Source organism: Limosilactobacillus urinaemulieris (assembly GCF_932750685.1).
GTDB lineage: Bacteria > Bacillota > Bacilli > Lactobacillales > Lactobacillaceae > Limosilactobacillus > Limosilactobacillus urinaemulieris.
Genome location: NZ_CAKOBX010000002.1, coordinates 31,138 through 55,044 on the forward strand (window position 1 = coordinate 31,138; position 23,907 = coordinate 55,044).

At 37.8% G+C, this 23,907-nt stretch carries 25 protein-coding genes, 1 tRNA gene and 2 pseudogenes; 7 read left to right on the forward strand and 21 right to left on the reverse strand.

Going from position 1 to position 23,907, the window contains the following annotated elements; genetic code table 11:
* Positions 1 to 78: 78 nt before the first annotated feature.
* From MR181_RS01470 to glf, 5 genes and pseudogenes are all read right to left on the reverse strand, one after another.
* A complete protein-coding gene (locus tag MR181_RS01470) occupies positions 79 to 1,290 on the reverse strand; it encodes a zinc-ribbon domain-containing protein (RefSeq protein ID WP_242334046.1) in 1,212 nt (403 codons plus the stop codon).
* Positions 1,291 to 1,776: 486 nt separating this feature from the next.
* Positions 1,777 to 2,364: pseudogene (locus MR181_RS08890) on the reverse strand (peptidoglycan DD-metalloendopeptidase family protein); the annotation flags it as partial.
* 201 nt (positions 2,365 to 2,565) lie between these two features.
* Positions 2,566 to 3,414, reverse strand: a pseudogene (locus tag MR181_RS08895) (KxYKxGKxW signal peptide domain-containing protein); the annotation flags it as partial.
* Between the two features lie 136 nt (positions 3,415 to 3,550).
* The gene (locus MR181_RS01480; RefSeq protein WP_242334052.1) at positions 3,551 to 4,972 is read right to left on the reverse strand and encodes a flippase; all 1,422 of its coding nucleotides are present in this window, start codon (positions 4,970 to 4,972) and stop codon (positions 3,551 to 3,553) included.
* Positions 4,973 to 4,978: 6 nt separating this feature from the next.
* Positions 4,979 to 6,097, reverse strand: a complete 1,119-nt coding sequence (glf, locus tag MR181_RS01485; protein ID WP_242334055.1) for a UDP-galactopyranose mutase — start codon at positions 6,095 to 6,097, stop codon at positions 4,979 to 4,981.
* A gap of 180 nt (positions 6,098 to 6,277) precedes the next feature.
* On the opposite strand from glf, the gene MR181_RS01490 reads away from it, so the two are divergent.
* Entirely contained in the window at positions 6,278 to 6,727 is a 450-nt protein-coding gene (locus MR181_RS01490) for a hypothetical protein (RefSeq protein WP_191913415.1), read from the forward strand.
* A 55-nt stretch (positions 6,728 to 6,782) separates the two neighbouring features.
* Here MR181_RS01490 and MR181_RS01495 read toward each other — a convergent pair whose 3' ends face one another.
* The 7 genes from MR181_RS01495 to recX form a co-directional block, all read right to left on the reverse strand.
* Positions 6,783 to 7,799 carry a glycosyltransferase gene (locus MR181_RS01495; RefSeq protein ID WP_242334058.1) on the reverse strand — a complete coding sequence of 339 codons (1,017 nt, stop codon included), beginning with the start codon at positions 7,797 to 7,799 and terminating at the stop codon, positions 6,783 to 6,785.
* Positions 7,800 to 7,803: 4 nt separating this feature from the next.
* Entirely contained in the window at positions 7,804 to 8,448 is a 645-nt protein-coding gene (locus MR181_RS01500; protein WP_098045301.1) for a YveK family protein, read from the reverse strand.
* The gene (locus tag MR181_RS01505) at positions 8,426 to 9,643 is read right to left on the reverse strand and encodes a hypothetical protein (RefSeq protein WP_242334061.1); all 1,218 of its coding nucleotides are present in this window, start codon (positions 9,641 to 9,643) and stop codon (positions 8,426 to 8,428) included. Before MR181_RS01505 ends, MR181_RS01500 begins: the two co-directional genes overlap by 23 nt.
* Positions 9,644 to 9,655: 12 nt before the next feature.
* On the reverse strand, positions 9,656 to 10,585 hold the full coding sequence (locus MR181_RS01510; protein WP_242334064.1) for a glycosyltransferase family 2 protein: 930 nt from the start codon (positions 10,583 to 10,585) through the stop codon (positions 9,656 to 9,658).
* A gap of 17 nt (positions 10,586 to 10,602) precedes the next feature.
* Positions 10,603 to 11,364, reverse strand: coding sequence for a DUF4422 domain-containing protein (locus tag MR181_RS01515; protein WP_242334066.1), 762 nt, complete (start codon positions 11,362 to 11,364; stop codon positions 10,603 to 10,605).
* Positions 11,365 to 11,375: 11 nt separating this feature from the next.
* Positions 11,376 to 12,029 carry a sugar transferase gene (locus MR181_RS01520; protein WP_102168461.1) on the reverse strand — a complete coding sequence of 218 codons (654 nt, stop codon included), beginning with the start codon at positions 12,027 to 12,029 and terminating at the stop codon, positions 11,376 to 11,378.
* 64 nt (positions 12,030 to 12,093) lie between these two features.
* The gene (recX, locus tag MR181_RS01525) at positions 12,094 to 12,906 is read right to left on the reverse strand and encodes a recombination regulator RecX (RefSeq protein WP_242334069.1); all 813 of its coding nucleotides are present in this window, start codon (positions 12,904 to 12,906) and stop codon (positions 12,094 to 12,096) included.
* Positions 12,907 to 13,007: 101 nt separating this feature from the next.
* Here recX and MR181_RS01530 point away from each other — a divergent pair, with 101 nt between their 5' ends.
* Both MR181_RS01530 and MR181_RS01535 read left to right on the forward strand, forming a co-directional pair.
* Positions 13,008 to 13,220, forward strand: coding sequence for a hypothetical protein (locus MR181_RS01530; protein WP_191911432.1), 213 nt, complete (start codon positions 13,008 to 13,010; stop codon positions 13,218 to 13,220).
* A 24-nt stretch (positions 13,221 to 13,244) separates the two neighbouring features.
* Entirely contained in the window at positions 13,245 to 13,487 is a 243-nt protein-coding gene (locus MR181_RS01535) for a DUF2922 domain-containing protein (protein ID WP_242334072.1), read from the forward strand.
* 58 nt (positions 13,488 to 13,545) lie between these two features.
* On the opposite strand, the gene MR181_RS01540 is transcribed toward MR181_RS01535, so the two are convergent.
* The 5 genes from MR181_RS01540 to map all read right to left on the reverse strand — a co-directional run bounded on the left by MR181_RS01540 (position 13,546) and on the right by map (position 18,429).
* Complete coding sequence (locus MR181_RS01540) at positions 13,546 to 14,475, reverse strand: YihY/virulence factor BrkB family protein (protein WP_242334077.1); 930 nt, start codon at positions 14,473 to 14,475, stop codon at positions 13,546 to 13,548.
* Between the two features lie 70 nt (positions 14,476 to 14,545).
* Positions 14,546 to 14,905, reverse strand: a complete 360-nt coding sequence (locus MR181_RS01545) for a type II toxin-antitoxin system PemK/MazF family toxin (protein WP_242334080.1) — start codon at positions 14,903 to 14,905, stop codon at positions 14,546 to 14,548.
* Positions 14,886 to 15,119: an antitoxin of toxin-antitoxin stability system gene (locus MR181_RS01550; protein ID WP_191911473.1), complete on the reverse strand. Its 234-nt coding sequence runs from the start codon at positions 15,117 to 15,119 to the stop codon at positions 14,886 to 14,888. The genes MR181_RS01545 and MR181_RS01550 overlap by 20 nt, the downstream gene beginning before the upstream one ends.
* A gap of 415 nt (positions 15,120 to 15,534) precedes the next feature.
* On the reverse strand, positions 15,535 to 17,049 hold the full coding sequence (gene yjeM, locus MR181_RS01555) for a glutamate/gamma-aminobutyrate family transporter YjeM (RefSeq protein ID WP_242334083.1): 1,515 nt from the start codon (positions 17,047 to 17,049) through the stop codon (positions 15,535 to 15,537).
* Between the two features lie 525 nt (positions 17,050 to 17,574).
* On the reverse strand, positions 17,575 to 18,429 hold the full coding sequence (gene map / locus MR181_RS01560; RefSeq protein WP_242334086.1) for a type I methionyl aminopeptidase: 855 nt from the start codon (positions 18,427 to 18,429) through the stop codon (positions 17,575 to 17,577).
* Between the two features lie 113 nt (positions 18,430 to 18,542).
* Between map and MR181_RS01565 the strand changes: the two genes are divergently transcribed.
* The 4 genes from MR181_RS01565 to MR181_RS01580 all read left to right on the forward strand — a co-directional run bounded on the left by MR181_RS01565 (position 18,543) and on the right by MR181_RS01580 (position 20,396).
* The gene (locus MR181_RS01565) at positions 18,543 to 18,992 is read left to right on the forward strand and encodes a flavodoxin (RefSeq protein ID WP_242334088.1); all 450 of its coding nucleotides are present in this window, start codon (positions 18,543 to 18,545) and stop codon (positions 18,990 to 18,992) included.
* Positions 18,992 to 19,429, forward strand: a complete 438-nt coding sequence (locus tag MR181_RS01570) for a GtrA family protein (RefSeq protein WP_003716743.1) — start codon at positions 18,992 to 18,994, stop codon at positions 19,427 to 19,429. The genes MR181_RS01565 and MR181_RS01570 overlap by 1 nt, the downstream gene beginning before the upstream one ends.
* A gap of 133 nt (positions 19,430 to 19,562) precedes the next feature.
* On the forward strand, positions 19,563 to 19,997 hold the full coding sequence (locus MR181_RS01575; protein WP_242334091.1) for an Rpn family recombination-promoting nuclease/putative transposase: 435 nt from the start codon (positions 19,563 to 19,565) through the stop codon (positions 19,995 to 19,997).
* A gap of 123 nt (positions 19,998 to 20,120) precedes the next feature.
* Positions 20,121 to 20,396, forward strand: coding sequence for a hypothetical protein (locus MR181_RS01580; RefSeq protein WP_242334094.1), 276 nt, complete (start codon positions 20,121 to 20,123; stop codon positions 20,394 to 20,396).
* A 36-nt stretch (positions 20,397 to 20,432) separates the two neighbouring features.
* Here the strand turns inward: MR181_RS01580 and wecB are convergent, their stop codons facing one another.
* The 4 genes from wecB to MR181_RS01600 form a co-directional block, all read right to left on the reverse strand.
* Positions 20,433 to 21,560, reverse strand: a complete 1,128-nt coding sequence (wecB, locus tag MR181_RS01585; RefSeq protein ID WP_242334097.1) for a non-hydrolyzing UDP-N-acetylglucosamine 2-epimerase — start codon at positions 21,558 to 21,560, stop codon at positions 20,433 to 20,435.
* A 127-nt stretch (positions 21,561 to 21,687) separates the two neighbouring features.
* Complete coding sequence (locus MR181_RS01590) at positions 21,688 to 22,299, reverse strand: helix-turn-helix domain-containing protein (protein ID WP_242334098.1); 612 nt, start codon at positions 22,297 to 22,299, stop codon at positions 21,688 to 21,690.
* 145 nt (positions 22,300 to 22,444) lie between these two features.
* Positions 22,445 to 22,517 (reverse strand) — tRNA-Arg (locus tag MR181_RS01595).
* A gap of 85 nt (positions 22,518 to 22,602) precedes the next feature.
* Positions 22,603 to 23,907, reverse strand: coding sequence for a DEAD/DEAH box helicase (locus MR181_RS01600; RefSeq protein WP_242334101.1), 1,305 nt, complete (start codon positions 23,905 to 23,907; stop codon positions 22,603 to 22,605).

The window sequence follows — 23,907 nt, forward strand, 5'->3', positions numbered from 1 at the left end:
AACAATATAGCAAATAAAAGGCTTAGAGAATGTTTCAAACTCTAAGCCTTTTATTATACATATTAGTTAAGTCAGAAGTTAATCTTCATGTTCGTTTGACTCACTTACCTTTTTAGCATGACCAAGATCTTTGATTTTTAATCCATTATTACTGTTCTGATCATTGGTTTTAACGATAGTACCGGTATATTTAAATACCTGAATTTTTTTAGTTGAATTATCATCGTCATCATTATTTTGATTATCAAAAGTGAATTTAACCTGATAGTTCACCTTAAATTTCTTATCACTAATTGGTGTAACACTATTAACGTTAACTTTAGCATTATAACTCCTAATACCATCATCATCTTGAAAGCCATCAAACATCTTAACTAGTTGTTTGTATCCAGTGTTATTTTGACCGTCAACAAAACTTTCATCTTCATCATCTACATTATTCTGAAAAACACCTGATAAAAGAGACTGTGCATTATCATTTGAGATACCATTATTAATTGTAATAGTATCATCTGAACTAATTAAAGTGGTTTTTAATTGATGCCCATCGACATTCTTTGTACCAACAAATGTATGTAGGCCAGGCAAGTATGGACCAAATGATCTTGAATATGAACTATTGCTACTATCAGATGAATTAACATCACTAGTACCATTATCACTTGTATTAGTATTAGATGTAACTGTACCTAAGGACTTACCGTCCATTTTAATAAGCATTCCTTTTTGGTCCGTATTAACTGTAATATAATTTGGTTCAGCCTGAATTTTATAGCGAGGCCAAATAAGCCAAGCGCGTCCTTTTTGAATAAATTGATAGTCGTTCCATTTTTCACCCTCACTAAACTTTTGCTTTAAACTACTTAAGTCGCCAGGATATTTTTGGAAATATTTTTGAATTGGCTTAACAGTGCTATTATTAATTTTTACTTGTGAAGTTGTTGAAGTAACGTATTTTGCAGCAGCTTTATCAGGGTCTCCAATAGCAGTAGTTGCTCTGTTCATTTGGTTATCTTCTTGATAATAAAAGTGTCCCCATGTTAAAAAGACTATTAATAAAATAATGATAGCTAAAATAATATTATTACGTTTTTTATTAAAACCCCATTTTTGAGTAAATGACTTAACCGTTCTTGAAGACTCTCTTCGAGCACCTTGAATATAATCAGTATCTTGATTACTATCATTGCTATTCTTAGTAAATCTTTCAACATTATGCCCACAATTTGGACAAAATTTAGTTCCTGCTTTTAATTTTGTACCGCAATTTGGACAGAAAAAATCTTTCATTATTTAAAGTTCCTCCCTAATTTTTATAATGAAACGACGTTATTATATCATAAATCAAATCTGCTATATTTACTTATTTTTAGGTAATTAGAATTAATCGAACAGATAAGTTTTCCCATTAATCCATTACTAGACATTAGATTAACTGCCATCATCATTGTAATAGCCCTAATTTACCTAAAATATGTGCCTTTTCTATCCCAATTTGACACGAAACAGCAAGTTAAATATTAATAATAGTTTTGTTAGTTAGGCCAATCTCATCTTTTTTTATTGAAATCAGCATTATTTTTTCAACAACTCTTCAATTTTTCATCGTAATATCATTGTAAACAGCCATAGCACCAGTCCAACTTCTCTCATAAAATATCTTTATGATTGCAGTCAAAAAATAAGTCAATAACTCCTTGTTAATCAAAAACTGATAATTAGCTTTCTCGCTAACTATCAGTTCGTTATACCTAATCAAATATCAGATTAATTAAATTATAGTCCTTCACGAATAATTTTCTGTGGATCGAGCCAAGTTCCATTATTAATAAATGAACTAGCTAAAGCACGGTTAAAATTGTGATCTCGGGTAATACCAATGTGGACGTGTGAAGTATCACGAATACCAATAACATCCCCAGTACTGATCTGTTGTCCTTCATGAACGAGAATATTATTCTTGCTGGAGAATGCCTCTTGATAAACAACTAGATATTCACCAGTATCAACTACGGCATACCAACTTAATCCGGAACCATATCCAACAATCTTAACAGTACCACCGTGAATAGCATGTACTTCTCTACCTGGGTGATCAATTGAACCAAAATCTAAGCCATCATGAAAGCCATTTAATCGGAATTCACCACCGGCATGAACACCAAATAATTGTCCACCACCAAAGTAACCTTCACCATCTTGAGGGAATGGCCAATCCCAACCATCAGCCCAAGAACCGTCAGAATTAAAGGTATAAGTCTTGCCATTAATCTCTTGAGTACCAGTTAACATCCAAGCATTAGTTGGATCCATGTAATACCATTTGCCATTAATCTTTTGCCAGCCGGTATCCGCCCAGGCGTTATCCCAATTAAAATGGTACCAATGATTATTGATATACTGCCAATCTCGTAAACCACTAGCATTATTCCAATCAAAATAATACCAACGACCATCTATACTTTGCCAACCACGTAAACCACTAGCACTATTTTGGTCAAAGTAATACCAGAAGCCTGCCGCTGACTTATACCAACCAGTATGGGCCCAAGCATTTTCTGGATCTAAATAGTACCAAAAACCCGCTGGTGTTTTAAACCAACCGGTATCTGCAGAAGAATTAACTTCATCAAAATGGTACCATTTGTTATTAATTCTCTGCCAACCCTTTGCACCACTGGCACTATTTTGATCGAAGTAATACCAAAAACCTGCTGCCGACTTGTACCAGCCAGTATGAGCCCAAGCATTTTCTGGATCTAAATAGTACCAAAAACTTGCAGCACTTTGGCACCAACCAGTATCAGCCGATGCATTAACCTCATCAAAGTGATACCACTTATTGTTGATATTTTGCCAGCCGGTCCGTGATTGACCATCATTATTAAAGTAATACCACCAACCAGCCGGTGATTCAAACCAACCTGTTTGTGCAGTTCCATCTTCTTTAATATAATGCCAATTATCATTTACTTTTTGCCAACCAGTATTTTTAACATCTGATTGAGCAGAAATATCACTAGCCTGATTATTTAAATCAGCTGCATCGATATTATTAGAGCTTTGAGAACTAGCATTTATTTGATTAGTTGTATTCACTACAACCTTACTTTGAGCAAATGAGGTTTCAGTATTGATATTTTGATTTTGTTGGGTTGCAGCAGCTTGAGCACTTGCAACTGAGGCACTAGCAGAATTGCTATTTTCATTATTAGCAATAGTCAAAGTTATATTTTGAGAAGCATTACTTTCTGCTGTGGTTTGAGTTTGCGTAGTTTGGATCTGATTATTAGTCGTATCAGCATGAACATGCTTTACTTGTGTTCCAGCAATAAAACCGATCGAAACGATCGCTGCTGTAATCCATTGCTTTCCTGACTTGTAAAGTTTAAATCTTTTTTTGCGACTATTCAAAACGTTTTAATCCTCCTAAAAGTGGGACGAAATCTATTTTTTAAATTAATTTTTAAAACATAACACTTTGTCAAGTATAAAAGATAAAATTTATGCTCGCAACTTCTCAAGAAAATTGTTAGGTTTTTGTCATATATTAATTCTTACCGATAATATTTTTTGCTTGGCTCAAAATCTTAGCATGAAGGATAAACAGGCCAGATAAGTAAATTACTATTCCGACGGCAACTTCCAATGCTAAATTGGCAATCGTCATTTGGATAGTATTACTGATTCGATTGACAATTATAAACATTACTAACCCACTAACTGCATATTTCCAAACTTCCCCAAACATCTTACGTCGGCTAATTGTCTTTCTAATCATTGCTAGCTGAGAAGCAGTAACTAAGAATTCTGAGCCAACTGTTGCCAAAGTTGCCCCGTTAGCTCCCCAAAACGGAATTAGAACCAGATTAAACGCAACATTACTTACAGCGCCAATAGTTACTGAAGTTGTAAATTCCTTAACTCGATTAACCGGCATCAAATATTGAGTACCAGTAACATTACTCCATGCAATTAAAACAATTACTGGTGATTCAAGGAACATAATTTGACCAGCCATTTGAAAGCCACTCCCTAAGAACCATGGAGCAAATTGTTTTGAAATTGCCATCAACCCGAACATCATTGGAATCGAAATAGATGAAACAAATTCAAAAGAGGAATACAAACTATTTCGTACACCTTCAATGTCACCCTTAGCATACTTATTAGCCACATGCGGCAACATTACTGTTCCAGTTGCGGTAACAATTGCTAAAACAAACTTGACAATCTTATCTGATTGTCCAAAATTCCCCAAGGCAGCCTGCGAATCCATATGTCCTAACATCAATCTGTTCAACACAAGATAGACCTGTGTGGTGATAGTTGGAATAAATAGTAATAATGATGGATAAAAATGCTTAAATGGATGCCAATCACTAATTTTAACCCAAACAATATTTCCCTTTAAATAGGGCCATAATGTTAAATTACCAACAACCTGGGCGCCACCTAAAATTAAAATATATTTTCCTAAATCAGCTGTTGACTTGATAAAAGTAAAAATCAAAATTACAGAGGCTAATTTAACTAGTGCATTTCGCACCACCGTAATTTTGAAGTTTTCCAACCCCATAAAATACCATGAAACATCAAGGCCTGTTGCAATAATCCAGAGGCCCTGCATGAGAAAATAATATTTAAAAGTCGTACTAAAAAGAAAAACAGCAGCTAAATATGCAATAAGGGATAAAGAAACGGTCAATAATTGTAACGCTTCAACTCCCCAAAAAGTTCGCGAACGTTCATATAAGTCATCACGATGGTAGGCTACTTCTCGATTACCATAAAGAGTAATTCCCATTTGCCCCATAAGGTAAAAGAAAGTTACCCATGCATTAGTGTATTCATTAATCCCAACATCATGTGCACCTAAAACACGAGAAATATAAGGAACGGTGATCAATGGAATGATCATGTTCAAAATTTGATATCCCGCATTATACAAATAGTTCTTGATAACTTTCATTGCTAATTACTTAAACTCCTTATTTACGGCAACTAAGGCTGCGTGGAGAACTTGATCCATATTGTAGTAGCGATATTGACCAAGCCGTCCACCAAAGATAACATTATTAGCTTTCTCTGTAGCAAGTTGAGCATACTTCTTGTAAAGCTCATTATTTTGCTGGTTATTAACTGGATAGTATGGTTCATCCCCACGATGCCAGTCAGCTGGATATTCTCGGGTAATAATCGTTTTATCTTTGTCGCCCTTACCAAATTCGAAGTGCTTATGTTCGATAATCCGCGTGTATGGCGTTTCAGCATCGGTATAGTTAATCACCGCGTTTCCTTGGTAATTACCAACATTCTTTTCTTCAGTTTCAAAGCGCAAACTCCGATATTGAAGTTCACCAAGTTGATAATCAAAAAATTGATCAATCATTCCAGTGAATACAACCTTAGGATAATTAGCTAAATAATCGTCCTTCTGCTTGAAAAAGTCAACTCCAGTTTCAACATCAATCAATTCACTATCAAGCATCTTTTCAACAATTTGAGTATAACCGCCAATTGGAATTCCTTGATAAAGATCATTGAAGTAATTGTTGTCATATGTCAGACGAACAGGCAACCGCCGAATAATAAATGCTGGTAATCCGGTAGCTTTTTGGCCCCATTGCTTTTCGGTATAACCCTTAATTAACTTTTCGTAGATGTCCCGACCAATTAATGAAATAGCTTGTTCTTCAAGGTTCTTCGGTTCCTTACCAGCCATTTCTTGACGCTGTTCGTTAATCTTTGCCAGTGCTTCTGCTGGAGTACGAACACCCCACATTTCACTAAAGGTATTCATATTAAATGGCAAATTATACATTTGCCCCTTGTAATTAGCAACCGGACTATTTGTATACCGATTAAATTCAGCAAACTGATTAATGTAATTCCAGATCTCCTTATTAGAAGTGTGGAAAATATGAGCACCATATTGATGGACTTGGATACCGTCAACTTCCTTAGTGTAAATATTTCCTGCAATGTGATCGCGCTTTTCAATTACCTTGACCTTTTTGCCACGCTTAGCTGCTTCGTAGGCAAAGGTAGCACCGAATAGACCGGCACCAACTACAAGATAGTCATACTTTGTCATGGAATGTTCATCCTTTCATATGTAACGTTATTTATTGATGAAAATTTTAGATAATGTTAAAATCAGTTTGTTTGCGTTTATTCAACTAGTAATAAACTTCCTGCAAATGCTATAATTATACTATTAAATACTTATCAAGTATAGTTGATTTGAACCTTTCAATATAGGAGAGATACTTATATGAAGAAATTTAGTCGTTTATTTTTGTCCGGAATGTTAGTTACAATCTTAGGATTTGGGTTAGCTGGCTGTGGTTCACAAAAGAATTCTAAGGACACAGCATCATCTTCACATACCAAAACTGAAAAAGTTACTAAGAAAGCTACTAAAAAGACTAGTAAAAACAGTAAGCAAAATTCTACTAAGAAGACAAGTTCAACTAGTAGCAGTGCTAGCGTAACATCATCATCACAATCAAGTTCTTCAACTGCTAATAGTAATGTCAATAATAACAGTCAAAAACAGTTAGGGCTTAACGATGTTGCTGTTTGGACCGATCAATATGGTGTTACTCACCATGTTGATAGTGACGGAATGGATCGTCAAACAATTGCAGGTAGCTCACAAACAAACTATCAGGATTGGTCAGGAAGCTTACCAAGTAATGCCCAAATTGTTAAACAAAATTAAACAAAACTAAAAATATAGCCAGATAGTAATTACAGTTACCATCTGGCTATATTTTTTATTCAGTAATATTTTCTATTTTTTTTACTGCGCTCTTTATAAAGTCACCTTTTCGCAACTTTTTAGCAATCTCAATAGTATTCATCTTCATTTCAGAATATTGCTTCTTAGTAATATTTTCTAAAATGTCATCAAGATTTTCGAGGCTGTTTACTGCAATTCCTAAATTATTTTTCAAAATGAAATCAGCCAGAGCGGCTTCTTTCCAAATAATTACCGGCTGTCCACTGCTTAAGTAAAGGGAAACCTTGTGCGGATTATTATAGCGCATATAATTACCAAACTTACCACTACACGTATCTAATTGATCGCCATCCCAAACTAGCCCGAAATTTTGAGTAAGTTTCTTTGGTAATTCATCTGGGCTCATTTGACCATGATAAGAAACGCCTTTTAAATAGTGTTCGCTTGGATATGAACCAAAGATTTCTAATTTCCCAGCTTGTAAACTTATTTTATCAAGAAACTTGGACTTTGCTAAGTTCCCAGCAAAGCATATTGTTCTATCATATTCAGAATTTTGATTTATTTTTTGAGGATTGTTGTAATCAAAAATTCCCAATTCTACCATTGGAACAGTAACACCATTTTCCTGTAACCATCGTTTCATTTTATGATTATGAACTATCAAGCCATCAGTAGCGTTAAAAAGTGCTCGTTCACCATCCCAATAGGTTTGGTCATTCTGAAAAAGGCGAAGCGATTCAACATCATGAATAATGAAGAACAGCTTCTTACTTTTTGAACGCATTTTATTTATAAGTTTTTTCATCACATAGCTAGAATAAGTTGGATACTGGAAAAATAGCTCATCAAATTTTTCTACATTGTTAAATAGACGCGGAATTACCCAATATGCTGTTTTAATTTTATCTAACTTAGATTTGTTGTTTAATTGCTGATGAATTACTTCAAAGCCAGATTGTGATAAATAATAATCCACATCTCTTTTTGCCTTTGGTCCTGCATCATTGCCCTTTCCATAGTCAGCAACCGTAAAAACTACTTTTTTCATTTTTCTACTCTTTATGTCCAAAATTCTTAACTGTAAAAACAACAAATTCAATAATTAATCCCAGCAATGCGCCTAAAGCAAAGCCAACAACTACATACTTTTTCGTGCTAGGAGTTGTTTTACTATCGGTATTATTAACGGTTGCTTTTTGCAAAAGGGTTACCTTTCCCGAGCCCGGTTGTAGCTGTGGTAATTCTTCCTTCATTGCCTTTGCAGTTGCGTTAACAATCTTTACAGATGCTTCCCTAGACGATGTTTTTGCCTTTAACTCCATCACTAACGATTGTTGTGAAATTTTAGCATCAATGGCACTCTTAATATCATCTGTTGAGTATTTTTTCTTCATTGACTTAGACAAATGCTTTCGTGCTTTTTGAGCAATGGTTCCATTTTCAGCAATATCCTTATAGGTTGGCATCATATTATTATCTTCACCAACAATTGAAATATTAGCACCACTTGACATTGTCCGCATTTCTTGAGGAATATTGTGAGAAATTACAATTTGGCGACTAGCGGTATAGGTAGTTGATTTTTTCTTTTTAGCATCTACTCCCATTACTAAAGCACCGAGGATAGCAAAAATAAGAACAACTAAAACTGGTTTCCCGTATTTTTTCATTAAATTATTTAAAGTTACGTTTTTCATTTTTCTCCTCCGATATCAATTTGTTTGATAAATAACATTGCGCAAAAATAGCAATTAAAAACGGATCGTAGCCGAAATCTAGCAGACGTTGTTCCACAATTGCACTAATCGTTACAATAACCATAATGCTTGCTAAAGCAAATTCACTTTGTTTAATTGATTGCCAGGAAACAATAGTCATAGTAATAATAACCACTAAAGCTATCACTACTCCATAGATAACGAATAAACGAATAAATGCTGAGTCAATATAAAAATAGTTTGCTCCCTCAGCAGCTGCATTTTTTATCCCACCAACAGCACCAAGGCCATTTTCATGAATATGCTGACCAAAAAGACTAAAGCCATATTTTTTTATAGCTTCGTGACTATAAAATAGCCGACCAGACAATAAACTATTCATTTGTTCAAATAACTTGTGTCCAGGTGCATACAGATACGACAGGAAAACTGTAACATAAGCCGCCAATACTGGTAAGGCCCAGTAAAAGATAGCAATCGATCTTGAAACAATATATCCTTTTTGTGCCCGTTGTCCGATCATCATTACTGGAATTACCAAAATCAAAGCATAGGCATTCAAACGTGCATCACAAAACTTAATGAGGAAGATTGCTAATAGTACAAATACTGTATAACTCTTCCACGAAAGCTTATTGAAGTAAAGATAACAATATGCCAATACTAGGTAGAGAATATGGGCAGCAAAATCAGTTGGGTAAATAATCCCAAATGCCCGTCTTAATGTATGAATTCCCCGATGGAAAATCAGATTCTTTGTTAAACCGATTAGAGAAGTAAAAAAGATAAACGAGAGAAGGATCGTTCCTAACACTAAATATAAGTAAATGATTTTCTTAAAATCTACATTTCTAGCACCTAAAACAAAAATCCCCATTGGAAAGAGGATAAACTCACCTGATGTCCGCCAAGTAATGAATAGAATAGCAAGGACTAAAAGATTAACCGTTATTTTTCTTATTGTATTTGAATCAAAAAAGATAATCTTAAACAAAACGATCGCTAATGGAATAAAAGCAATTTGATGTAGAAGGTTACCAGGAAAATAAAAAGTATAGGTTGAGGTTTGAAGAAAAGCAATTACAAAGTAAAAGGCAAACGCTATTTCATAAAGGATTTGTCCATCTAACTCAAGGTTAATTAACCGTTGATATTTGGATGATAGATATTGCACCCTACTTCCCTCCTACTTTTTCTCTTTTACAATATAGATTGGTCGTTGTTTAGTTTGCATATAGATTTTACCAATATACTTGCCGACAATTCCAATACACATCAGCTGCAATCCGCCAAGTAATAACATAATACAAACCATTGATGCCCAACCAAAAGCGCTACTGCTTGGTTCAATAATCCTCCGAACAATTACAAAAATTAATCCTAAAATTGATAAGAATGCTGACATTCCACCAATCCAGGTGGCAATTGACAGTGGTGCTTCGGAAAAGTCAGTTATGCCATCCATAGCATACTTAAATAGCTTCCAAGTGGACCAATCAGTTGTTCCAGCAACCCGTTGGACGTTTTTATATGATAGGTATTTAGTCTTAAAGCCAACCCAATTAAAGATTCCTTTTGAGAAACGGTTATATTCTTTTAAAGATAAGACGGCATTAACCATTTGGCGAGTCATCATTCGATAATCACGAGCACCGTTAACAATCTTAGTATCGGAAATCTTGTTAATAACATCGTAGAATTTATCACTAAGGAATGATTTAAACTTTGCTTCACCAGTACGATCTGTTCGTCGCATCCCAACACAATCATATTCTCCCGTAGAGATATACTTATACATTATTGGTAAATATTCAGGAGGATCTTGTAAATCAACATCCATTACAACAACATAATCTCCTGTCGTCGCTTCAAGTCCAGCATATAGCCCAGCTTCCTTACCAAAATTTCTAGAAAAGGATACATAATGAACTTTATCAGGATTTTGTTGATGCAACTTTCGTAATTCATCCAAGGTCTTATCAGCCGAACCATCATTAACAAACCAATATTCAACCTCGACTGGCATCTTATTAACAACTTTTTCAACAGCAGGATAAAATAATGGAATTGATTCTTGCTCATTGTAACAAGGAACAACAATGGATAACTTAGGCAATTAAATCTGCCTCCTCTTTACGCATGTCCTGTAATCTTCCGCAGAACAAACTTACCGCCCTTCTTGAACCAGTTAGTATGCTCCATGAAAACGTACTTTACTTCAACCGTCGAATATTCAGGGTGAACCTCAAGCCATACATCCAATAGTAGCTCGCTTAAAAAGCCATAAACTCGTTGTTCGTAGGTTGAATAATTTGAAATATCAATCCGGCTTTCAACTTCACCAAGAACGTCAAACATCCATGTGCAATACTCATCCAGCGGTTTACGCTTCATAATAAACATATTAAACATGTGAGCCCATGTCCGCTTCATAACTTTTTCAAAGGCAGCTGCGTATTCAGGATAATTTTGGTGGATCACCTGACGCATTACCTCAAATGGTTCATGCTCATGAGCGTGAAGGTAGTGAGACTCATTTGTCTCGATATAGTAACGTCGTTTAGGCGGCAAGATAATATCATGATCTTTAAGTAAGTCAGCTACTTGTTCACTTGATAATACCTCATCCAGTGATTTTTGGTGGTTAAGACTTAGGTATCGACGATAGTGAACTAACCCCATTGCATCAACGTCTAAGTTCTTCCATCCCCAGTAAATCGCCGTCAACTCATTATAATAAGGATTCTTTGCTGAAATATTGTCCCCCGTATTATCCCCCTGGAAAGTATGGTTAACATCAGGATGGATCTCTTTACCAACAAAGACCGGCAAATACAATGGGTCTTTGGGCATCTCATAATTCTTATGGGCAGCAACTAATACTTTTGTCTTCACAGTCGTTCTCCTTAATAAGCAGCGTTAGGCTTAATCATCACCTTAACAGTTTCAAACATAATCTTAAGATCAAGCCACACTGAACGTTCATTAATGTAGGTCAAATCAAGTTCAACCATTTGATCAAAACTTAAGGCGTTTCGTCCACCAACCTGCCACATCCCAGTAGCACCAGGCTTAACCATTAAGCGTTGGCGATCATAATCGGTATACTCTTTAACTTCGTAAGGTAGCGGTGGTCGAGGGCCAACAATACTCATCGAACCCCCAACAACGTTCAATAATTGAGGCAGTTCATCCAAACTATACTTCCGAATAAACTTACCAACCTTGGTGATCCGAGGGTCCTCCTTCATTTTGAACATTGCGCCTTCAACCTCATTCTGATCACGGAGCTTTTCTAACAGCTCATCAGCGTTAGTAACCATTGATCGGAACTTAAACATTTTGAAGGGCTTGCCATCTTTTCCGACCCGGGTCTGGGTATAAAAAACTGGTCCCGCAGGATCATTAACTTTAATTGCAATCGCGATGATTAAAAAAACTGGACTAAGAATCACTACCGCAACTGAAGACGCGACTACATCAAAAAGGCGCTTGATAAACCGGTAGCCATACTGATGTTGCAGTTTTTTCTCATCAATATGAATTTTCTTTTGTGTCATTATACTTCTCTTTTAAGTTTTATTTTTGTACTTTTCTACGTATCTTACACATTTTACCAGCATTTTACTCGTCTGAAAAGCTTTCCTCTGAATCCTGACGATCTAGCCAAGCTTGCGTAGCATCTAAATCAAAGCCTTTGCGGTACATTGCTTGTTTAAACTTCATTTCTCGCTCATAACCTTGGTAGCGACGGTAACGGTGCCAGATTTTCTCTGCCTGGTGATTCAGCAGCTCTTCTTGTTGGTCAAGATCTTCTTCTGGTTCAACCTGGTCCTTAATCTGATCATAAATCGTGCTAGCATATCCTTTTGTCATTAGTCCCTGACGAACTTTTTGCTCCTGACGACGAATGGGTTGCGAACGGTAACGACGAAAAAGCTTCTTGGCTAATTTTGTGGCGTTTTCTAATTGTCGTTTGAGAGTAAATTGAGCTAATGCATCGTCAATATCATTTTCACCGATCTTTTTTAGACGGAGCTTCTGTCGAATATTCCCCGGACCTTTAAGATCAGTATTCATCTCAGTACGAACGTAACTAGCAGCGTATTCATGATCATCTAACAGCTTTTGCGCACGAAGTTTTTGCAGAACGGGTTCAATAAATTCTTCTGGTGTTTCCAGATCCCGAAGCTTTTGGATCACATCACTTTCTGTTCGTAATTGGTGAGATAAGTAATCCAGCATCCGCGAATAGGCCCGGGCAATTTGATCAGCGGTCGTAATTTGGGCTTCGAGTTCATGATCAATCTCCATCCCCTTCATCAACCGGAACTGGATCAATACACTCTCAGCTACCGGAAAGGCATATTTACCATCTAAGTAAATGTTGTACCTTCCCTGCCTTTTTTGCGCTTCAATTTTAGTAATTTTTGCCATTTTAAAATTCCTTCTTTACAAATCCGCTTCTCATTCGTTGTTAATAGGTGTAAGCAGTGGCCGCTACTTATCAATTAAATTAAACCAAAGGAGAATTCATCATGAGCATGTCACGAAAGTTCAAAGCAGCCAAGATTCAATTAACGTTAGTCGGAGAAAAGCACCCTAAGGGAGTAAAGCATGTCCTGAATAACGTTTCTGAAAATGTCAGCGAAGAACAGTTTAAGCTCCTTAGCTCTGCCATGGAAATTCTAACCACCGAAAAAGTGATTGGCGCAGACGTGGTTAATACTCAATCAATTTCCCTCGTCTAAAGATTAGAAAGGAAGATTTAATTTATGAAAACTCTTAATTTAACTTTCAAAGGTAGCCTTGGTAAGAAACATATTCTTAAGCTAAGCTATGCAAATGATCAACTAGATGCTGAAACGGTCCGCCAAGCAATGATTAGCTTAACTAATACTCACCTGTTCTTCAAGGACGGTGAAGAGTTGTACGTTACTCCAATTGCCGCGAAGTATGTTGACACAATTCCAACAGTCCTTTTCAATGACGAAAAGAAGGCTCCCGTAACTGAATAGCAATATTCCATTTTAATAATCCTTACCTTAATAGCGAGGCTGGTTATCTCCAGTCTCGCTATTTTCTTACAATTCGTTTACGAGCATCATCATGTTCCGTTTTAATTAACTGCCAGAAATGCTCTTTTTCTTCGAGTTTCCCATCGTGAGCTTCTTGAAGGGCTGCGTTAATTGCCGCGCCCATCATGATGAGGTAACCAGAAAAGTCCAGCCAAACCATCATTGCAATGAAAGCCCCAATTGTCTTATAACCAATCACACCATGGCTGAAAAGAACGGTATATAACCCAAATAACTTGGAAAGCCATAGCCAGAAGATCGAAACAAGGAATGCCCCAATTGCTGCAAAGCGAAGGCCAACCTTAGCGTTGGGAACAAAGTAATACAGCATTGTCAAAGCGATAAAGATAACGGCAAAGGTAATTGGCCACTTCAAGCTGCTGAACAGGAAGATGTAGTGCCGATTGAAGTGCAAGAATGGTTGAAGCCATTTCAGGAATTGTTCACCAACACCATATAGAAAGACGATCACAAAGATAATGATGACAACAACAATCATCCAAATGAACGAAATTACCCGATTGCTAATTGGATTTTGATTTTCGGCAATTCCATACGCATGATTGACGCTTCGTTGAAAAGCAGCGATTCCCTGACTAGTCGACCAGAGAGCAATCAAAGCCCCGGTGGTCAGGACACCACCACTTCCTCGTTGAAGAAAATCAAGGACAAGTGGCCGAATGAAGCTATAAACCGTTGCCGGGACTAACGTTTGCAGGTAGGTAAGAACGGTATTCGCATCCAAACCGATCATCGGTAATAAGTTCCCAATCACCAGCAATGCCGGAAAAATTGAAAGTAACGTATAGTACGCGAGTGTGGCCGCAGAACTAGATAGTTGGGCCAGGGTAAAATGCTTGACCAGCATTGCAACTAAATTCTTTAATTTTGCTTTATTTAGCTTCCCGATCATTGCCCAACTCCTCATCAGTAATACTCGTTCATTATACATTATTTTGAATTGCGTGCGAACTGTGGGAAAAGGCCACCTCCACTTATTAGCTATTCAATATTTCATTATGGATCATCAAAGCGCGAGCCCAATCTTGTGGATTAGCAATTTCTCCGGTAAATTCTACCCGGCGTTTTCGAATACTAAACGTAAAAATTTGAAGCGAATTAATATAGCCTTCGATTTCCTTTGTATGCAGTGGTATGAAGAACTCCCTCAATCGATTATTCTTGGCATGGGTAATCGGCATGACCATTACCAGCCCGGTGACCTTACTATAATTAGCAGAACTCATCACGATTGCTGGATGCCTCCCCTTAATTTTTTTACCAACAGAAGGCTCAAAATCAATCCAAATCAGATCCTGCTTTTGAGGAAGGTACTTATTAATGTAATAATTCGTCATCCCTTACCCCACCATCAATAAAGCCAGTATCATCACCATCATAAAGATGCTTTGCAACAAATTCACTATTCTTAAAAGGATTACTACGTTTAGGCATATACACTATCGCCCCACTTCGATCTTGGTATACCTCATATTCCTTGTACCGCTTCTTAATAGATTTAGGAACGGTAAGAACATCCGATGTTCCAACGCGTCTGATCTTAACTGTCATTTTAACGCCCTCCGTTAATATATATTTGATATACATTATATCTCACCTCTCAATGTCTTAGAAGAAATATTGCTTATTCCCACACCATTTAAAAACGAAAGAAATCAGAAAAGATCGGAAATTAACCGAAACTTTTCTGATTTTTCAGTGCAATTTAAAGATTATCGGTGCAAAATCGACTGATTTTGCACCGATAACTTGTTTGTTGCACCGATTTAATTTTTAATACTTCGAGGTAACGACTCAGAAAGCGTGCTTGCCAAGAACTTGCTAGAGCCAGCATTACCACTGCAACATAGTCATAACGTGTTCGCAGGGAAGCCTCTATAGACAACAAACTCCCTCCCAGATGCTTTCAGCATCCAGTCAGGAGAAATTGTTGTCTTACGAGTCTTCTTTACCTGCTCACACTCTCCTACTTAATAACATTCTTAACATGGTGTTTCTTAGCAGAGATCTGGTAGAAGATCAAAGCTACTGCAGCGAAGAAGACAGGACCAGCGATTGTCCAGAAGGCAGTTTCCCAATCCTTGTCTAACATTGGCTGGATAAAGGTAAAGAGAATCCCGACAATCAAAATAATTTCAACGAAACAAACAATCGTATTAGTCAATACCTTGTTCTTGAAGACAACGAAAGGTCGTTCAATATCTGTCCGCTTCTTAAAGAATGGGAATGCACCAACTAAGAAGAGGTATGGGAAACAGGTAGAAACGTTGGCCATATCGGTTAAGATGGTGTAGAACCGTTGAGCGGCAGAACCACCAAAGGCAACCAAGAAGATAATAATGGAAACAACTGTAACCTGAAGCCACATTGCATTGGCAGGCATTCCCGCCTTATTAAGCTTAGTCAGCTTCTTTGGCCATAAATCAGGGTTAGAACCAAGGATAAAGGCCTTAATTGGTGAATACATCAGAACAAAGAGGGCCCCTAAGAATCCTAGTGCCTGTGAGAAGGCAACAATCCGTGTCATGGCAGCACCCCATTCGAGAGCAACTGCGTGAGAGAAACCTAAGGCAGTTCCTAATTTAACCCCTAAGATGTTAAAGAGGACATAGGTAGCGTTCCCCAGGTTAGTTGTCGACACTGCAAAGTCATGCTTGTAATTAGCAAACCAACCAGCCATCAAAATCATGATGACATAAGCACCGATTGTAAAAATAGAAGCAATGATTAAGCCACGTGGGAAAGTCTTTTCAGGGTTCTTCATTGAATCAGTAACGGATCCAAGTGATTCCATACCACCATAAGCGAAGATTGCATAAACCACGAAAGAAATAATCGCAATTGGCGTCTGGAATTGTGGATTAGGTGACATAATCAAGCTCTGAGCACCATCAAAATGTTGAGCCAAAACACCCTTGTTAATAATCAAAACAATAATAGCTGCAATCACATAAATGATATTAACAACAACGGTGAAGATCCCACCAAGTGAACCAACTTTGGCAATCGCGGTCATTCCCCGAGAACTAAAGTAGGTACAAGCAATCATTAAGATAATCCCAAGGACACCAATAACTTCAGTTGAAGTCATTCCCCAGAAGTGCCACTGCTGAGTGGTATCCTTACCAAAAATCAATGCGGAAAAAGTAATCCAAATCCGGGAAGCGGTGGAAACCATCCAAACAATCCAGGAAGCTAACCAAACGAAAGTCCCAATAAAAGCCATTCGTTCACCAATTGAACCGGCAAGCCAGGAGTAAATTCCTCCTTTAGCGTCCTTAAATGCAGAACCATATTCTGCCATCATTAAGCCACACGGGAAGAAGAAACAAATCCCTGCAAGCGCATACCAGATAATACTGCCGTAGCCCATTTGCAAGTAGGCGTTTGATACGTTACCAAAACCAAAGATCGCAGTAATGATCATCGTCACTAGGCCGAAGGTAGTAATCATTTTTTTATTACTACTCTGCTCATCCAAAATAAAAAACCTCCATAATATAACGCAAAGATTCTTAAATAAAAATAAGAAATTATTTAATATTTTAAGTATAGTCCTCTTTACTAAAAATAAAAGAGTTTTCCAACATTTCTTATCATTTTCTAATTTTATTTATGCATATCAATCGACTTATTCACGCATAAAATACATTATTAATGATTAATACGATAGTTTTATGTATATTTATTAATATAATCGTTGAGCATTATGAACGTTTTATTTGAATAACTCTTAGTAAAGCTTGCTCTTTCAATTCTCATAAATCATAAAATGGCAGATCACTAATTTTTCTTTAGCAGATCTGCCATTTTATTTATGCATTTTTACGTTCTCTTTATTTAACTTTAGCGGTCGCTTTATTTTCTTATGGGTTAATGGACTGCAACAAAGTCAAAACATGCTCGCCAGGAACTTGCTAGAGCTAACAACCTCCCTCCCAGATGCTTTCAGTATCTAGTCGGGAGAAATTGTTAGCTTTCCGCAAGCCCTCTGCTGGCTCGCACTCTATTCAAAATGACTAGCCACGTCTTTAGCAATTTCACTGTAATGCTTTAAGTATTTGGCGTAGTTGTCGTCATAAATGTACTTAGCATCAGTCTCAGGATCTTGAGAAGTCAAGATCTTTGGTCCCTTATCAGTAACGACAAGCGTGTGTTCATATTGACAAGACCAACCACCATCAGCAGTTTTAGCAAGCCAACCACTTGGGTCACTAGTATCGGCCTCCCAAGTCCCGGTATTAATCATTGGTTCAACGGTAATTGTCATCCCGTTCTTTAAGCGGAGTCCTTGCCCGTGTTCGCCATAATGAGGAACCATTGGATCTTCATGCATTGTTGGTTGAATACCATGGCCAACAAATTCACGAACATCACCATAACCATTTTCATCTTCAGTATAGTGTTGGATAACGGCACCAATATCACCAATCCGGTTGCCAGCAACACATTGATCAATCCCCATGAATAATGACTTCTTGGTAACGTCCATCAACTTTTGAATTTCTGGCTTAACGCTACCAATTCCATAACTCCAGCAGGAATCACTGAAGAAGCCGTCAACACTAACAACGGTATCAATCTTAGCTAAATCGCCATCTTTAAAGATGAGCTTCTTCCGTGGAAAGCCGTGACAAATTTCATCATTAACACTGACACAGGTTGCGTATTTATACCCTTCAAAGCCAATTTGTTCGGCTTTAGCACCGGCAGCCTTAAAGTATTTCCGGGCAAAGTCTTCAACTTCCCAACTTGAAATTCCTGGCTTAATAAATTGCCGGATTCCAATATGCATACTTGCAAGGGCAGCACCGGCCTTTTCCATCGCTTCAATTTCGCGTGGTGATTTTAATGTAATCATTAAATTGTCCCCTTCATTATTTTATACGTAAACTAGTATAACACTTGTCACCAAAGAAGTAGCAAAGCATGCTATACTATGAAACGTAATTTATTTTAAACGGGGGAATAAAAATGGCTAAAGCACTTGTTGTTTACGCAACCATCACCGGTAACAACGAAGATGTCGCCGATATCATTACTGAATCACTCGAGGATCAAGGTGTGGAAGTCGACGAGACGGAAATTACAATGGCTGACGTGGAAGACTTTCAGGATGTCGACATTTGCGTAGTTTGTCCTTATACCTATGATGAAGGAGCTCTTCCAGATGAAGGATTAGACTTCTACGATGATCTTCAAGAAGCCGACTTAACTGGTAAAGTTTACGGGGTTGCTGGTTCAGGCGATACCTTCTACGCTGATGATTATTGCAAGGCAGTCGACCTGTTCGGCGAAGCATTTGAAAAAGCTCATGCTACCAAGGGAACCGATAATGTCCACATTAACTTATCGCCAGACGAGGATGATATTAAAACCCTTGATAACTTTGTCGCAGAATTAGTTAAAAAGGCGGCTAAGTAATGATTAAGCAACTCTGGAGTAAGTATAAGTCAATCATTGCCTACCTGTTCTGGGGCGTTGTCACTACTGTTGTTAACTTAGCGGTCTTTCAAATTTTAAGTCCCGGCCTTCACTGGAATGTTGAAGTAGCAACCGTAATTGCATGGTTTGCCTCTGTCCTAGTAGCCTACTTCACGAATAAAGTGTGGGTCTTTGGTTCTCACTACACGACCGTTAGTGACTTCTTAGTTGAAATTCTCCGCTTCTTTTTCTATCGTGGACTGACCTTAGTAATTGATATGGTAATTACCTATGTTGGAATTCAAGTTCTCAAGTTCGATACCCCATTACAACAGTTTATTGTTAAGTTTATTGATAACGTTATTGTTGTAATCGCAAATTATATTTTCTCGAAGTGGTTAATCTTTAAGGATAATCGTGGGATTGAAGATAAGTAAATATTAGCAGGCTGAATCAGTGATTGATGCAGCCTGCTATTTTTTCTTCGCTGCTTTTCATATAAAAACAATTAAATGCCGTCTTATATATTCGGAGGGTTGAAAGCCTCAACTCTAATAAGGATGGTGGCAAATGGATTATCGTGAATCATATCTAAAGCAACTTGAGGAAAAATGGGAGCATTTGACAATTACGAATGACATCATGTTTGGGATGGTAATGGAAAATAAACAAATCTGTTTAGAGCTTATTCAGCGTTCCCTACCAGAACTAAACATTAAAGCAATTTCGCGAATTACTCCCCAGAAACAAATTACCGGTCCAATCAGTGCACGAACAGTCCGGTTTGATGTTTTTATCCGTGATGAAGAGCGGCGGACTTTCATGGTTGAAATGCAAGTTGCGGATAAGCACAATCTTCCCTTTCGGCTTCGTTATTACCAACAGCAAATTGATTTCGATATTTTAAACGTTGGCGACGATTACACAAAATTAGCACAGTATCCAACCTACATAATTATGTTCTGCGATTTCGATTATTTTGGTCGCGGCTGGAGTAAATATTAGTTTGAAAATCGCTGTATTAATGATCCAAAGCTTAAGCTAGGTGATCAACGGCAAATTACGATCTTCAATGCCAAGGCTAGCCAGTTTCATGGTAATATGAAGCTAAAGGGATTCCTCAAATTAATGGGAACCCAAATTGACACAGGTGATCAGCTTGTCAAACAAGTACAGACTGAAATGAAACGGATTCGTGAAGACCCGATAAGGAGGCATGGCTTTATGAAATATGAACTTGACCTGATGGATGCGCGAAGAGAAGGTAAAGAGGAAGCACAAGTCAAAGCAGTTACGATGCTAAAGGATTTGGGTTTAGAGCAAGAAAAGATTATTTCAGAATTAGCTAAAACATATAACATGAGTCACGATGAAGCTTTAGAGTTAATTCAGAAAGTTAGATAGTTAAAAGAAAGAGTCGGTGAAGACATTCACCGGCTCTTATTTTCTATCTAGGTAATTTTCAATAATATCAAGGATCCGTTCACTAGCATGACCATCGCCAAACGGGTTCTCTGCCTGATCCATCTTTTTATAAGCTTTATGATCATTCAACAGTGTAAAGACAGCTTGTTGAATACTTGTTGGATCAGTACCAACAACTTTAACGGCACCAACATCGACGGCTTCCTGTCGTTCTGTTTTTTCTCGCAGAAGCAAAACCGGTTTATGAATAGCTGGCGCTTCCTCTTGAATCCCACCAGAATCAGTCACAATAAAGTCACACCGTGCAGCAAGATTTAAGAAATCGCCATGATTAAGCGGCTGAATTAAATGAATCCGCTCTTTATTCCCCAGTACTTCATCAGCAAGACTCATTACCTCGCTATTGGGGTAAACCGGATAAATTAAGTCAACATCCTCATTGGTCTCCACAATATCTCTCATTGTATGAAAGACCCGTTTCATTGGCGCACCAATACTTTCAACCCGTTGCATCGTTAAAATAATAATGCGGTGATCATCGGGAATCTGTTCAAGGAGATCACTCTGAAAATTAGTTGTTAATCGCTCCTTAACGGAATCAATTACCGGGTTACCGGTCACATAAATTTGTTGAGCAGAGTGGTGTTCACTTAACAAATTATCCCGGGCCCGAGTTGTTGGAGCAAAATAAAGGTCAGCTAAATTATCTGTAATCCGCCGGTGCATTTCATCTGGAAATGGTAGGTACTTATCATAAGTCCGCAATCCCGCCTCAACGTGTCCTAACGGAAGATGGTTGTAAAAGCTTACTAGACTAGCAGCTAAACTAGTAACTGCATCCCCCACTACTAAAAGCATATCCGGTTGACCAGCGTTAATAACGTTATCAAGGTTATGGATTAGCTGGCTTAACTGTTCAGCATAATCAGTATTCTTTAAGCCAGAAAGATCTAAGTCAAAATCTGCCGTTAAATTCAAAAACTCCATCGTTTGTTGAAGGAGCGGGCGTCGCTGTTGGGCAGCAATGACAATTGATGGTTTCCAAGTACTTGGAAACCGTTTCATTTGCTCGATAATTGGTGCAAGCTTAATTGCTTCAGCACGCGTCCCAAATAAAAGCATAATTTTAAATGGCTTTTGCACAGTGACAACTCCTTTTCAAAAATACTATTTTAATTGTACAACATTTAATAATATCTGGGAAAATTTGCACTGGATAAACTTTATTTCCCGGGAAATAGAAAACCAAATTTCTAACAGCTAATTAATTTTAGCTTTTTACCACGTATATATATTTTCGCAAAAGATACTGAAATCCCACTAGAATAGTTAAAACCGAAGCTGCATATCTCCCTGACATTCCCTGATGAACTAAAATCACACTAATAATAACTGCTAAAACAAATACCCCGTAGAATAATTTCGCAAAGACTGATAATTTTTCGTCAGGCCGTTTACCACTCCGATAAAATGTCCGTCGATTGATCCCAAGAAAAAACGGGCTTACCAGTTCTTCATAAATCATGGCAAGAAAAAAGATTGCTGCCATGCCATCCCAAGCAACACTACCTACTTTCGTTGAATCATCAAGAAGATAACTAAGCCCAAACATTATCCAAATAAAGCCATAGGAGACACTAAACGAATTCATTGCTCTCCCTTGTTCTAAATAGTTCTTCAACTTTTGGTCCTCCCTTAATAGAGAATCAATTGAAATTTGATAAACATTACTAATTTTTACAAGCATATTCAAATCAGGATATGTTTTATTGTGCTCCCAATTGGACACTGCTTGTCGAGTGACGAATAACTTTTTGGCCACCTCTGCTTGTGTCAAACCTAACTCCTGTCGTCGTCCTTTAATTTGTTCTCCAAATTTCATTGGTCTCTCCTTATTTTTGGATTAAGTATATCGAGTAACGATAAGCATTACTAGCAATGACTCATTGCACCGCTAAAATAGTACAAAAAAATAGATAAGAAAATACATTGCTAAAACGTCTTTTCTTATCTAGGTTAAGTCAAAATGGTCCCATCCGGAATCGAACCGGAATCGGCCGCTTAGGAGGCGGATGTACTATCCAGTTATACTATAGGACCAGACAAAGAGTATTATCGCATTTACGGCTGAACTCGTAAAGGTAATTTTACTCTTTTTCGTTAATTATTCAAAGTACCGACTCAATTACATACCACTCTTACGACGGTGCTTAAGACGAATCCCCTTATTCTTCCGGTTCTTCTTATGGGGCTTTTTCTTTGGCTTTGTCGGCTTACCAAGAGTGTGATGAACAGTTTTTTCAACATTCGTACTGTCACTCCACTGCTCTTGTTGTAATTGTCGACTGTTTTGTCGCCGAACTGAAACTGACCTTTGCCCGCTTTGTGGTTTTTGATCCGTAATCTGATCATTATCAATGTAGAGGTGCTCCAACTGATAATCAGTTGGTTGCACTAGCTTTTTTAAATCGCGAATATCATGATCATCCCCCAGATTAATCACTAATCCCGGTTCTCCTTGTCGACCAGTCCGACCAACCCGGTGAATATAAGTATTCGTTTCTGTTGGCAAATCAAAATTAATAACAGCTGGAAGTTTAGGAATATCAATCCCTCGAGCGGCAACATCTGTTGTCAACAATAGTTTAATCTGGCGTTTTCGAAACATCCGCATCGCCTTTTCACGTTGCGTTTGCTTTTGGCGACCACCCAAAGTCCCGATTGCCATATGTTCATGGCGAAGACGACTAGCAGCATAATGCAGCGTCCGGGTACTATTGAAGAAAACTAGACCACGAAAATCCTTGATGCTGGTCAATCGACGAAGAACAGCGGTCTTTTGAGCATTAGTCCGTGCATCAATATACCCGTGCCGAACAGTTCCCCGAGTATGATCACTATCGGTAACATCAAGGGTTAAGATATCCCGACCGAACATTACTGAAAGTTGCTTAAACACTGGTGACTTAGTAGCAGAAAAGAATGCTAACTGAGCACTTAATGGTGTAGCACGTTCAATATCTTCAACAACGGCTAAGGTATCGTCACGCAATAGATCATCGGCCTCATCAATGACCATTGTCTGAAGATGACCAAGTTTGAGGTGGCGATTATCCAACATATGAAGAACTCGACCGGGAGTACCGACAACGACATCCGGATGTTTACGCAGCTTCATCACTTGTCGACGAAGGTTAGCACCACCTGTTAACGCGAGAACTTTAACGCCAATAATATTAGCCCATTCACGCATTACACGAGTTGTCTGAATCGCTAATTCCTGTGATGGTGCGAGAACTAGTAGCTGGGTGCCAGCTCCAGGCATAATTTTAGGAAGGAGCGGCAAGGTAAATGCCAACGTCTTTCCTGAACCAGTAGGCGCGATGCCGAGAATTGACTTATCCTCAGCTAATGGCTTGGCAACCGCCTCTTGAATTGCAGTCGGTTGATTAAATTGCTGGTTGAATTTTTCTTGAAATTGTTCGATCAA